Origin of the sequence: Streptococcus mitis, from assembly GCF_000722755.1 — a bacterium.
In the GTDB taxonomy this organism is placed as follows: Bacteria; Bacillota; Bacilli; order Lactobacillales; family Streptococcaceae; genus Streptococcus; species Streptococcus mitis_CM.
The window spans coordinates 187,806-201,383 of record NZ_JPFY01000013.1; the positions used below are offsets into that span (position 1 = coordinate 187,806).

Here is a 13,578-nt window from a genome sequence, read left to right on the forward strand (position 1 = left end):
AAACTTAGAGTAAGAAAATTGTCGTTAGTAATCAGAAAATTTAGAATAAGATAAGTGGCTCTTAGGTGCAAAAACAGAATATATTAATTGTATAGAAAATATTGATTTATATATCAAATAGTTGTAGAGTAGGAATTATAAAATACTATCTAGGAGTTCAAAATGAAACATTCACATAAGAAATCATTTGACTGGTATAGCATGCAACAACGATACTCTATTCGTAAGTATCACTTTGGTGCAGCTAGTGTCTTGCTCGGTACAGCTTTAGTATTGGGAACTGCCGCTAATGCGCAATCAGTACAAGCGGAGGAACAACATCCAGAAGCAACTAACAGTGTTTCTGTTGATAAGGTAGATGAAGCTACTAAACCAGCAGAAGTTTCTACACCTAAAAAAGAAACAACTTATGCAGCTCCAACTGTTGCGAACCCAGTAGAAACGACTCCAGCTAAAACTGAAGAAGCTACTAGACCAGCAGAAAAAGTTGAAGAAGCAAAAGATAAAAAAGAAGAAGTAACGCATCAAGATGCTGTTGACAAGTCAAAATTGTTAACGGCTCTTTCGCGTGCTAAAAAACTTGAGAGTAAGTTATATACAGAAGCAAGTGCTGCAAACTTGCAAGCAAGTATCCAAGCTGGTCAAAGCTTGCTTGGGAAAGCAGATGCAACTGAAGTTGAATTATCAGCAGCAGAGTCATCTATTCAATCGTCTATTATTGGTCTAGAACTTCGTTCTAACTCTGATAAAGGAACTGTATCAGAAACTCCTGTAGTGAAGAAAGCTGACGCGGCAGAAGCCAAAGAAGAAGCTAAACCAGTTACAACAACTGATCGTTCAGCTGTTAATAGTACTGTTTTGCCAACTAGCACACCTGTTAAAGTAGAAGCTACGTCAAGACCTGCATCTACAAATGAACTTTTGAAACCAGCTCTTAGCCTTTCTGACGCTCGCCAAAATCCAGCTATCCGTAAAGAAGACTTGGATAAAGGGCACAGTGGCTTTAGAGCAGCTAGCAATCCAGCTAACCCAATTGTTTCAGGTTCTGGAAATACAGTTGCATTTACAGATATTAGTCAAGGTGGTCGTAGTTATAGTTTCCGTGGCTACGGAAACTCACGTGGTGGTAATTCAATTCATTACGATGTAACAACAGTACGTCAAGGTAATAGATTGAATTTCACAATTAGATACTCTGGTCCAGGTGAATTTGTTAATAATAACTTTATCTTGGACAAAGGGGATGGATTTGGAAATCCTTCAAATGCAACCATCACAACTCCAAGATTAAGAGAGCAATCAAAACCTATTAGCCAGGGTGCCAACTTCGTATCTCACTCAGGATACAGTATGACCTCTGCTACTTCAACAAATATGGAACAAACAATCAGATTTAGTTTGCCTATCATTAATCCAAATGGTGACTTGTCTGTTCGTTTGAAACCAGTTACTTTTAACGTGGACCAAGGTGGTGGCGGTGCCGCTACTAGCAATGACCCATACAGTAACTCTAACTATTATTATAGAGCAAACCCACTCCTCTTGGATGCAAATCCAAATGGTGGTACTAGTAACAAGACTGTTACAGAAGAACTTGAATTCCAAACTATCTATCTTCCAACTAGTAAATTGCCAGAAGGTGAGACTAGATTAGTTAGAGAAGGTGAAAAAGGACAACGTCAAATTACCTATAAAGTTCATCGATTAGGTAATGAAACAATCCTAGGCTTGCCAATTAGTAATAGAGTTACTAAAGAAGCTAAACCACGTATTGTTCAAATCGGTGTCGCTAAAGAATTCATTGAAACTGTAAAACCACGTGTTGATCAAAATAAAATCGGTGATACCAATAACCTCACTTTCTATCTTGATAATGATGGTAACGGTGTTTACACTGAAGGTGTAGACGAACTTGTTCAAAGAATTGCTATTAAAGATGGTGCTAAAGGTGAAAAAGGAGACCAAGGTGAACGCGGTCTCACTGGGGCACAAGGTGCTAAAGGTGAAAAAGGAGACCAAGGTGAACGCGGTCTAACTGGAGCACAAGGTGCTAAAGGTGAAAAAGGGGACCGAGGCGAACGCGGTCTAACTGGAGCACAAGGTGCTAAAGGTGAAAAAGGGGACCGAGGCGAACGCGGTCTAACTGGAGCACAAGGTGCTAAAGGTGAAAAAGGAGACCAAGGTGAACGTGGTCTAACCGGAGCACAAGGTGCTAAAGGTGAAAAAGGAGATCGAGGCGAACGTGGTCTGACTGGAGCACAAGGTGCCAAAGGTGAAAAAGGAGACCAAGGTGAACGCGGTCTGACTGGAGCACAAGGTGCCAAAGGTGAAAAAGGAGACCAAGGTGAACGCGGTCTGACTGGAGCACAAGGTGCTAAAGGTGAAAAAGGAGATCGAGGCGAACGCGGTCTGACTGGAGCACAAGGTGCCAAAGGTGAAAAAGGAGACCAAGGTGAACGCGGTCTGACTGGAGCACAAGGTGCTAAAGGTGAAAAAGGAGATCGAGGCGAACGCGGTCTAACCGGAGCACAAGGTGCTAAAGGTGAAAAAGGAGACCGAGGTGAACGTGGTCTGACTGGAGCACAAGGTGCTAAAGGTGAAAAAGGAGACCAAGGTCAGGCAGGTCGTGACGGTGTAACTCCAACCGTAACCGTTAAAGATAATAAAGAAGACGGTACTCACACTATCACTATTAACGACGGTAGAGGTAATGTTACAAATACTGTTGTAAGAGATGGTTTCGATGGAGCAAGCCCATTAGTTGCGACTCAACGAAATGAAGCTGATAAAACAACAACTGTTATCTTCTATTATGATCAAAATGACAACAACGAATTTGATGCAGGAGATACAAAACTAAAAGAAGTTGTCATTGCAGATGGTGCCAAAGGTGAAAAAGGAGACCAAGGTGAACGTGGATTAACTGGTGCACAAGGTGCTAAAGGTGATCGTGGCGAACGTGGTGAAACAGGGGCAGCAGGACGTGATGGTAAAACGCCAGTAATTACTACAGCTCGTGGTAAAGATGGTCATAGTACTGACATTACATTTACAATTCCTGGAGAAGAGCCTGTTGTAGCTAACATTAAAGATGGTAAAGATGGACGTACACCAACCATCGACTTAAATGCCTTAGCTGAAGCAGCAGCAAGATTAAACAATCAAAGAAGCGGAAGAGTAAGAAGAGCTTTAGCAGACGCCCCATCTACAGCACCAGCAGAAAAACCAAGAGAAGGTACTCTTATTACAGCGTACTTTGATAACAATGGTAATGGTCGGTACGATGAAGGTATAGATGACTTAATTGCTAAACAACCAATTTATAATGGTACAGACGGTGCCAATGGTGCAGCAGGTGCAGCCGGACGTAATGGTGCTGAATTATTAAGTGGACCTAAAGCACCAACAGCAGATGATGGTAAAGATGGCGACACTTATATCGATGCAACTACAGGTGATGTTTATAAGAAAGAAAACGGAACTTGGGATAAGATTGGTAACATTCGTGGACCTCAAGGTCTAAAAGGTGAAGCCGGAGTTGCAGGACCACAAGGACCACAAGGGCTACAAGGACCTAAGGGTGACCAGGGTGCTCAAGGTCTTCAAGGTCGTGATGGTCAAGACGGAGCACAAGGTTTACCAGGACGCGACGGACGAGATGGCGCAGCAGGTCGTGACGGACGTGATGGCCGCGACGGTAAAGACGTCTTGAACGGCAAAGTTAACCCAGAAGCAAATCAAGGTAAAGACGGCGATAAATACGTCAATACAGAAACAGGCGACGTCTTCGTTAAGAATAACGGCAACTGGGACAAAGAAGGCAACATCAAGGGACCTAAAGGGGACAAAGGTGAACAAGGTCTTCAAGGTCGTGATGGTCAAGACGGAGCCCAAGGTTTACCAGGACGCGACGGACGAGATGGCGCAGCAGGTCGTGACGGACGTGATGGCCGCGACGGTAAAGACGTCTTAAACGGTAAAGTAAATCCAGAAGCAAGTCAAGGTAAAGACGGCGATAAATACGTCAATACAGAAACAGGTGACGTCTTCGTTAAGAATAATGGCAACTGGGACAAAGAAGGCAACATCAAGGGACCTAAAGGGGACAAAGGTGAACAAGGTCTTCAAGGTCGTGATGGTCAAGACGGAGCCCAAGGTTTACCAGGACGCGACGGACGAGATGGCGCAGCAGGTCGTGACGGACGTGATGGCCGCGACGGTAAAGACGTCTTGAACGGCAAAGTTAACCCAGAAGCAAATCAAGGTAAAGACGGTGATAAATACGTCAATACAGAAACAGGCGACGTCTTCGTTAAGAATAACGGCAACTGGGACAAAGAAGGCAACATCAAGGGACCTAAAGGGGACAAAGGTGAACAAGGTCTTCAAGGTCGTGATGGTCAAGACGGAGCCCAAGGTTTACCAGGACGCGACGGACGAGATGGCGCAGCAGGTCGTGACGGACGTGATGGCCGCGACGGTAAAGACGTCTTGAACGGCAAAGTTAACCCAGAAGCAAATCAAGGTAAAGACGGCGATAAATACGTCAATACAGAAACAGGCGACGTCTTCGTTAAGAATAACGGCAACTGGGACAAAGAAGGCAACATCAAGGGACCTAAGGGTGATAAAGGTGAACGTGGAGAAGATGGTAAGACTCCAGAAGTAACTGTAACTCCAGGTAAAGATGGTCATAGTACCGACATTACATTCACTGTTCCAGGTAAAGATCCAGTTACAGTAAATGTTAAGGACGGAGAAAATGGTCTGAACGGTAAAACTCCAAAAGTTGATTTGCTTCGTGTCGAAGGACAAAACGGCAATCCATCTCATACAATTGTGACATTCTATACTGATGAAAACAATGATGGTAAGTATACTCCAGGAACTGATGAACTTCTAGGTTCTGAAATGATTAAAGATGGTGCTAAAGGTGCGGACGGACGTGATGGTAAATCATTGCTTACTGTCAAAGATGGTAAAGAAACTAAAGTTTACCAAGAAGATCCAGCACATCCAGGTCAACCATTGAACCCTGAAAAACCTCTTGCAGTTATTAAAGATGGAGTGGACGGAGTCTCTCCAACAGTAACAGCTGTTCGTAAGGATGAAGACGGTCATAAAGGTGTAGAAATCACTGTTGATAACCATGATGGTTCACAACCAACTACAGTCTTTGTTAAAGATGGTGCTAAGGGAGAAACTGGTGCAACCGGTCAGGATGGCCAAACTCCTACAATCACTACTCAACGTGGACAAGATGGTCAAAGCACTCTTGTAACTATCACAACACCAGGTAAAGATCCAGTAACCTTTACAGTAAAAGATGGTAAGAATGGTAAAGATGGACGTACACCAACTATTGACTTAAATGCATTGGTGGAAGCAGTTAGAAGAGGTGTTGGATCAACTTCTAATTCACAACCTTCTGGAACATCAAGAAGTGCAAGAAATAGAAGAGCATTACCAGATGAAGATAGAAGTGCAACTGAGTCATCAGAAACAGTACAACCATCAACTACAGGTTCAACAGGTTCACAACCAGCAACTGCAGGTTCAACAGGTTCACAACCATCAGCTACAGGCTCAACAGCATCACAACCAACATCAACTCAACCTAAACCATCAGGTGAATATGCGGGAACCGAAATAAAAGCATATTATGATAATAATAATAATGGTGTATTTGATGAAGGTGATGAGTTGATATCAAGTACTGTTATTCCTCCTGCTCCAAAAGGAGAGAATGGTAATGATGGTAAAGATGCTATAAGAGGAGCTGAATTATTAAGTGGAATTATAGCTCCAAGGCCAGAAGATGGTAAAGACGGTGATACTTATATCGACGCCAATACAGGTGATGTTTACAAGAAAGAAAATGGTTCTTGGAACAAGATTGGTAATATCCGTGGACCTCAAGGAGTAGCCGGTGAAAAAGGCGACAAAGGCGACAAAGGTGAAAAAGGTGAAAACGGAGCTAATGGAGCAGACGGTAAATCACCAGTTGTAAATGTAACGGACAATGGAGATGGAACACACTCTATTACTGTTAGAAACCCTGATGGTTCTGAATCAACAACTAAAGTTAAAGATGGTAAAGACGGTAAAACTGCCAATATCACTACAACAGAAAATCCAGATGGAAGCCACACAATCACTGTAACAAATCCAGACGGAACAACTAAAGAAACTGTTGTTAAGAATGGTAAAGACGGTAAGACTCCAAAAGTTGAAGTAACGGATAACGGAGATGGAACTCATACTGTTAAAGTTACAGATGGAGACGGTAATGTTACCAACGCTGTCATCAAAGATGGTAAAGACGGTAAAGCTGCAACAGCAACTACAACAGAAAACCCAGATGGAAGCCACAGAGTAACAATCACTAACCCAGACGGAACGAAGAATGAGTTTGTTGTTAAGAATGGTCGTGACGGTGTTGACGGACGTACTCCAACCGCATCTGTTCGTGACAATGGGGACGGAAGTCATACAATCGTTATTACAAATCCAGAAGGTGTGACAACTGAAACCACAGTTCGTGATGGTAAATCACCAAAAGTTACTATTACTGACGAACAAAATGGAACTCATAAGATCTCAGTTCTAAATGGTGACGGCACAACTACTGAAACAATTATCAAAGATGGTAAATCACCAGTAGCAACTGTTACTGACAACCATGATGGTACTTACACAATTCGTGTAGAAAACGGTAATGGTACTGTTTCTGAAACCACAGTTCATGACGGTAAATCACCAACTGCTAAGGTTGTGGATAACGGAGATGGAACTCACACTATCACAGTTGTGAACTCAGACGGTACAACTACAACAACTACAGTTCGTGATGGTAAAGAACCAAAACTTGAAGTTATTGATAACAACAATGGTTCACACACTATTAAAGTGACAGGAGCTGATGGTAAAGAAACTACAACTACAATCTTTGATGGTAAATCACCAAAAGCGAATATCGTAGATAACGGAGATGGAACTCACACATTAACAATCGTAGATTCTGATGGTCGTCAATACAAATCTATTATCAAAGATGGTAAAGACGGTAAAGATGGCGTTTCACCAACTGTAACTGTTAAAAATAATAACGACGGAACTCACGTTGTTACAATTATTAATCCAGATGGAAGTAAGACAGAAATGGTGATTAAAGACGGTAAAGATGGTAAATCACCAAAAGTTTCTGTTGAAGATAATGGAAATGGTAGTCATACAATCACAATCATCAATTCTGACGGAACTGTGACGAAAACAGTTGTTAAAGACGGTAAAGATGGTCGCGATGGACGTGACGGTAAAGATGGCAAAGATGGTAAATGTGGATGCCAAGACAAACCGGTAACACCATCAAATGACAAACCAGTTCCTCCAACACGTAATGTGCCAGAAAGACCAACGTTTGCAATGCCAGAACCACCAGTTCACGAATTGCCAGAATTCAACGGTGGTGTTCCAGGAATGCCAGAAGTTCATGAATTGCCAGAATTCAACGGTGGTGTACCAGGTATGCCAGAAGTCAATGAACTTCCTAATCCAGAAGTTCCAGGAATGCCAACACCTCCAGTCCATGAAATTCCAGAATTTAATGGCGGAGTACCAGGTATGCCTGAAGTTAATGACAAACCAGGTTCAAACATTCCTGAAGTTCCAACACAACCAAATCCAAATGTACCAGTTCAACCGGTAACACCATTAACTTCTAACCCAGTAGCACCAACTACAGGTAAAGAAAATCATGGTGACAAATTACCTGAAACTGGAAGCCAATCTGATTATATCTCTGTTCTTCTAGGTAGCGGTATTCTATTGAGCCTATATGTAGGTCGAAGAAAAGAAGATTAATCAGCAACAAGCAGTCATTAATTTCTCGAAAGAAGATGATAAGTGATAGATCTCGAATGAAAGAATATTCTTAGAACGATTTTCCATGATGGAAAAGACTGCTAAAAACCTTGAGTGGTAACGCTCAAGGTTTTTTTGGATGTCTGATGTTTGTCTGAAAATCTTGATTGAGAAATAAAAAGCCACCCTATGAGGTGGCTATAATTGATTTAGACTTCTTAAAATTCTCTATTTTTTACTGAATTGCTTCGACCAAGTCTTGAGCTTGTTTTTCAAGTGAATTTAGGACTGTTTCTTCAAGAACCAATTTTCCGTCTGCCCAAGCAGAGTCATTAACACGTGCAGCAGTGAAATCGCCAACTACTTGTGTACGGATAAATGGCAAGAGGTCTTTGTAGATAGCGAAAAGTTGATCGTGACCTGCATTGGCTACAGATGATACTGTGACAAACTTGTCTTGAAGGGCAGAAGCGCCACGTGTATCAGACAAGTCAAGGGCACGAGATAACCAGTCAAGCAAGTTTTTCACTGTACCAGGGATAGAGAAGTTGTAGACTGGAGAGAAAATCCAGATGGCATCAGCAGCGAGAACTGCTTCACGAGCAGCCTCTACAGCTGGATGAGTTGGAACTTCTAAATCTTGGCTGAAGAGAGGAATGGATGAATAGTCAAGGTAGCTAACTTCTGCTTTACCAGCAAGTGCTTTCTCAGCTTCAAGGGCCATTTGGTGGTTGAAAGAACCTTGGCGTAGTGATCCAACGATAAATAATACTTTTTTAGACATGATGTGTCTCCTTTTTCTTAAATTTCCGAGAACTTTCTCGTTGTTATAATATATATTACAACAAAACAAAAGGACTTGCAAGAAATTTGCTCAGAGTTTATTTGAAAATTATAAAATTGCTGAAACTCTAGTCAGTTGCCACTGGAAAAGTAAGAACTGTTTTTTAGATTTTGGTTTTCTTTGATTTTATAGGAGGATTCCTATATTCTCTTGTAATATGATGATATAAGTGCTAAAATAAACAAGAAAACTCGCAATAGAAACCGCATAACGGCTATTTTCCGGTATCATTTCATAAACAATTAAAGGAACAATAATGGCATTGAAGAATGCTTCTAAAAAGGGGTGGAGATTATGTAAGGCACAGATTAACAAGTGACGGACAAAAGAAATAATAATACACTTGTTAAAGGAGAAAAGATGTTAATAAGAAATTATCGGAAAAATATTGGCCTGATGGCCGGAGTTGAGTTTTTTGCATTTCTAGGGATTACCAGTTTTTGGATTCTCTTTCTCAGTCAAAATGGTATGTCTCTTTGGCAGATTGGACTTCTGGAGAGTATTTTTCATACTACCAGTCTTCTCTGTGAAATTCCATCTGGTATGTTAGCTGATCGTTATTCCTATAAGACCAACCTTTATTTAAGTCGAATAGCAGGAATTGTGTCCTCTATTCTTATGTTGGCTGGGCAGGGGAATTTTTGGATTTATGCACTAGCTATGGCGGTGAGTGCCTTGTCTTACAATTTTGATTCAGGAACAAGCGCAGCAATGGTCTATGACTCGGCTGTAGAAGCTGGGCTAAAGGAGCGCTATCTATCCATTTCAAGCTTTATGTCAGGAGTAGCAGAAGGAACTCGTTCTTTGGGGACAGTGTTGGCGGGATTTTTTGTCCATGGTCAATTGCACCTGACCTACCATATCATGATTGCCACTTCTATCATAGTTCTTTTCCTGATTTGGATGCTGAAAGAACCCAGTGTCAAGGTAGAAAAAACTGATAGTGTGACCATGAAACAGATTATTTGGACTGTTAAGGAAGAGTTGGAGCGAAATCCCATGCTGTTCAACTGGATGATTTTGTCTCAGATTGTTGGTACACTCATGTGCATGTTTTATTTTTACTATCAAAATCAGTTACCAGATTTAAGTAGTTGGCAAATTTCAGCAGTTATGCTACTTGGTAGTCTCTTAAATATCGTCGCAGTCTATCTAGCGAGTAAGATTGGAAAGAAATATGCTGCCTTGAAGCTTTTCCCTGTCCTTGTCTTGCTGACTGGCGTCACCTATATGCTGTCCTACTTTGGAACACCTCTAATCTATATTTTGATTTATTTGATTAGTAATGCTCTATATGCTCTTTTTCAGCCGATTTTTGACAATGATTTGCAAGAGCGCCTCCCAAGTGAAGTAAGGGCAACCATGCTGAGTGTCTACTCTATGATGTTTAGCCTAAGTATGATTGTGTTCTTCCCACTGACAGGCTGGTTGATTGACCATTTAGGCTTTGTGCTAACATTTCTTTATCTAGGCTTCTTTTTAGCCATGATTGGCCTTCTACTACCTATCTTTTTAGGAAAAATGGCTAAAAGAATGGATGATAAAGTGATTCTATAAAGTAAAGAACTTACGAAAACTTGAGTGCTAAGCTCAGGTTTTTTGATACGTTTATGTTGCTTGTGTCTTTCCTTTTCTCTCTCGGTTTTAAACAAGAAAAATCGGTTTACTTTGAAGGAAGAAATAAAATACGATTGTTCTTGCATTCACTTGTAATAAAGCCCAATAGATGGTAAAATAGACGAGTGAAAACAAGACAAAATAAAGCAAAAAATAATCTACTGTGGCAGTATGGTCTAGGGATGACGATTTTGTTTGTGGTTATCAGTGCTTCCTTTCTGTATCTGGTTTCTCTTAGCATGAAACCTTATCAAACAGCTAAAAGTGAAGGAGAAAAATTAGCTCAGCAGTATGCAGGATTAGAGCAGGCTGATCAGGTTGATTTATACAATGGCTTGGAATCTTATTACAGCGTTCTTGGTCGTAATAAACAGCAAGAAGCACTTGCTGTCCTGATCGGAAAAGATGACCATAAGATTTACGTTTATCAGCTAAATCAGGGTATTTCACAAGAAAAAGCAGAAGCGGTTTCTAAGGAAAAAGGAGCTGGCGAGATTGACAAGATTACCTTTGGCCGTTATCAAGACAAGCCAATCTGGGAAGTCAAGTCAGGCTCCGATTTTTATCTAGTAGATTTTGAAACAGGAGCATTGGTCAATAAGGAGGGCCTATGAAACTATCCAACCGTGTTTTAGAAATGGAAGAAAGTGTGACCTTGGCTGCTGGAGCCCGTGCCAAAGCACTGAAGGCTGAGGGAAGAGATATCTTGTCTCTAACCTTGGGTGAGCCAGATTTCACTACTCCAAAAAATATCCAAGATGCCGCCATTGCATCGATTCAAGAGGGGCGTGCTTCTTTTTATACAGTAACCTCAGGCCTGCCAGAGCTCAAGGCAGCAGTCAATACCTACTTTGAGCGCTTTTATGGCTATTCTGTAGCGCCAAATCAAGTGACAGTAGCTGCAGGAGCAAAATATTCTCTCTATACCTTCTTTATGGCTGTGGTCAATCCAGGTGATGAAGTTATCATCCCAACCCCCTACTGGGTCAGCTATGGAGATCAGGTTAAGATGGCAGAGGGTGTGCCAGTCTTTGTTCCTGCTAAGGAAGACAATCACTTTAAGGTGACTGTAGAGCAGTTAGAAGCAGCTCGCACAGACAAGACCAAGGTTTTGGTGCTGAATTCACCATCTAATCCGACAGGTATGATTTACACCCGTGAGGAACTCTTAGCAATCGGGAACTGGGCTGTAGAAAAGGATATTCTCATCCTAGCAGACGATATCTATGGGCGCTTGGTCTATAATGGCCATGAGTTCACACCTATTTCTAGTCTATCAGAAGCGATTCGCAAGCAAACAGTGGTTATCAATGGTGTGTCTAAAACCTATGCTATGACTGGCTGGCGTATTGGCTATGCCGTTGGAGAGGCAGACATTATCGCTGCCATGTCCAAGATTGCAGGTCAAACAACTTCGAATCCGTCAGCAGTAGCCCAGTATGCAGCAGTTGAGGCTCTATCAGGCGAGCAAGATACGGTGGAAAGCATGCGTCAGGCTTTTGAGGAACGTCTCAATACCATCTATCCCCTTCTTGCTGAGGTGCCAGGATTTGAAGTGGTCAAACCGCAAGGAGCCTTCTACCTCTTCCCAAATGTCAAAAAGGCAATGGAGATGAAAGGCTATACGGATGTGACAGACTTTACAACTGCTATCCTAGAAGAAGCTGAAGTAGCCTTGGTAACAGGAGCTGGATTTGGAGCGCCAGAAAATGTCCGCCTCAGCTATGCGACAGACCTAGACACGCTTAAAGAAGCGGTTAACCGCTTGAAAGCATTTATGGAAAAATAAAAGAAAAGGAAAAATAATGACAAAACGTGTAACGATTATCGATGTAAAAGACTATGTTGGTCAAGAAGTGACGATTGGCGCTTGGGTTGCCAACAAATCAGGAAAAGGGAAAATCGCCTTCTTGCAATTGCGTGACGGGACAGCCTTCTTCCAAGGTGTGGCCTTTAAACCAAACTTTTTAGAAAAATTTGGTGAAGAAGTGGGACTTGAGAAGTTTGATGTCATCAAACGCTTGAGCCAAGAAACGTCTGTTTATGTGACAGGTATTGTCAAAGAAGACGAACGTTCTAAGTTTGGCTATGAGTTGGATATTACAGACATCGAAGTAATCGGTGAATCTCAAGACTACCCAATCACACCAAAAGAACACGGAACAGACTTCTTGATGGATAACCGTCACTTGTGGCTCCGTTCTCGTAAGCAAGTAGCTGTGATGCAAATCCGTAACGCTATCATCTATGCAACTTATGAGTTCTTTGACAAGAACGGCTTCATGAAATTTGATAGCCCAATCCTTTCAGGAAATGCGGCAGAAGATTCAACTGAACTCTTTGAAACAGACTACTTCGGAACGCCAGCCTACTTGAGCCAATCAGGTCAGCTTTACCTAGAAGCAGGCGCTATGGCCCTTGGTCGTGTCTTTGACTTTGGTCCTGTATTCCGTGCTGAAAAATCAAAAACACGCCGTCACTTGACTGAATTCTGGATGATGGACGCAGAGTACTCATACTTGACACATGATGAGTCACTTGACTTGCAAGAAGCTTATGTGAAAGCTCTTCTTCAAGGTGTTCTTGACCGTGCACCTCAAGCCTTGGAAACCTTGGAACGTGATACAGAACTCTTGAAACGCTACATTGCAGAGCCCTTCAAACGTATCACTTACGATCAAGCCATTGACCTCTTGCAAGAGCATGAGAATGATGAAGATGCTGATTACGAGCATCTTGAGCATGGAGATGACTTTGGTTCACCACATGAAACTTGGATTTCAAACCACTTTGGTGTGCCAACATTTGTCATGAACTATCCAGCAGCCATCAAGGCCTTCTACATGAAACCAGTTCCTGGGAATCCAGAGCGCGTGCTTTGTGCAGACTTGCTTGCCCCAGAAGGCTATGGAGAAATCATCGGTGGGTCTATGCGTGAGGAAGACTATGATGCCCTTGTTGCTAAGATGGATGAACTTGGTATGGATCGTACAGAGTACGAATTCTACCTTGACCTTCGTAAATACGGTACAGTTCCACACGGTGGATTTGGTATCGGTACCGAACGTATGGTAACCTTCGCAGCAGGAACAAAACATATCCGTGAAGCCATTCCATTCCCACGTATGTTGCACCGTATTAAACCGTAAATAAAATAAAAAAGTTATTATAATAAAAAGAAGGGTAATTCCTTCTTTTTGTATTTTGGGTACAAAAATATTATACAAAAAGCGAGAATATATAGATCATTTTGG

6 protein-coding genes are annotated in these 13,578 nt (G+C 41.9%); 5 read left to right on the forward strand and 1 reads right to left on the reverse strand.

The features are described 5' to 3' along the window. Positions 1-162: 162 nt before the first annotated feature. Positions 163-7,863: a pneumococcal collagen-like adhesin PclA gene (gene pclA / locus SK578_RS04250; RefSeq protein ID WP_042750831.1), complete on the forward strand. Its 7,701-nt coding sequence runs from the start codon at positions 163-165 to the stop codon at positions 7,861-7,863. Between the two features lie 235 nt (positions 7,864-8,098). Here the strand turns inward: pclA and SK578_RS04255 are convergent, their stop codons facing one another. After that, entirely contained in the window at positions 8,099-8,647 is a 549-nt protein-coding gene (locus tag SK578_RS04255) for an NADPH-dependent FMN reductase (protein ID WP_042750833.1), read from the reverse strand. 420 nt (positions 8,648-9,067) lie between these two features. On the opposite strand from SK578_RS04255, the gene SK578_RS04260 reads away from it, so the two are divergent. From SK578_RS04260 to asnS, 4 genes are all read left to right on the forward strand, one after another. Then, positions 9,068-10,264: an MFS transporter gene (locus SK578_RS04260; RefSeq protein WP_042750835.1), complete on the forward strand. Its 1,197-nt coding sequence runs from the start codon at positions 9,068-9,070 to the stop codon at positions 10,262-10,264. 185 nt (positions 10,265-10,449) lie between these two features. Beyond that, positions 10,450-10,938 carry a cell wall elongation regulator TseB-like domain-containing protein gene (locus tag SK578_RS04265; protein WP_042750837.1) on the forward strand — a complete coding sequence of 163 codons (489 nt, stop codon included), beginning with the start codon at positions 10,450-10,452 and terminating at the stop codon, positions 10,936-10,938. Then, a complete protein-coding gene (locus SK578_RS04270) occupies positions 10,935-12,113 on the forward strand; it encodes a pyridoxal phosphate-dependent aminotransferase (RefSeq protein ID WP_042750839.1) in 1,179 nt (392 codons plus the stop codon). Before SK578_RS04265 ends, SK578_RS04270 begins: the two co-directional genes overlap by 4 nt. 16 nt (positions 12,114-12,129) lie before the next feature. Further along, positions 12,130-13,473 carry an asparagine--tRNA ligase gene (gene asnS, locus SK578_RS04275; protein ID WP_042750840.1) on the forward strand — a complete coding sequence of 448 codons (1,344 nt, stop codon included), beginning with the start codon at positions 12,130-12,132 and terminating at the stop codon, positions 13,471-13,473. The last annotated feature ends 105 nt before the right edge of the window (positions 13,474-13,578 follow it).

Excerpts from the sequence above, each read along its gene's own strand:
- pclA (WP_042750831.1), top strand. The coding sequence starts at position 163 with ATGAAACATTCACATAAGAAATCATTTGACTGGTATAGCATGCAACAA.
- SK578_RS04255 (WP_042750833.1), bottom strand. The coding sequence starts at position 8,647 with ATGTCTAAAAAAGTATTATTTATCGTTGGATCACTACGCCAAGGTTCT.
- SK578_RS04260 (WP_042750835.1), top strand. The coding sequence starts at position 9,068 with ATGTTAATAAGAAATTATCGGAAAAATATTGGCCTGATGGCCGGAGTT.
- SK578_RS04270 (WP_042750839.1), top strand. The coding sequence starts at position 10,935 with ATGAAACTATCCAACCGTGTTTTAGAAATGGAAGAAAGTGTGACCTTG.
- asnS (WP_042750840.1), top strand. The coding sequence starts at position 12,130 with ATGACAAAACGTGTAACGATTATCGATGTAAAAGACTATGTTGGTCAA.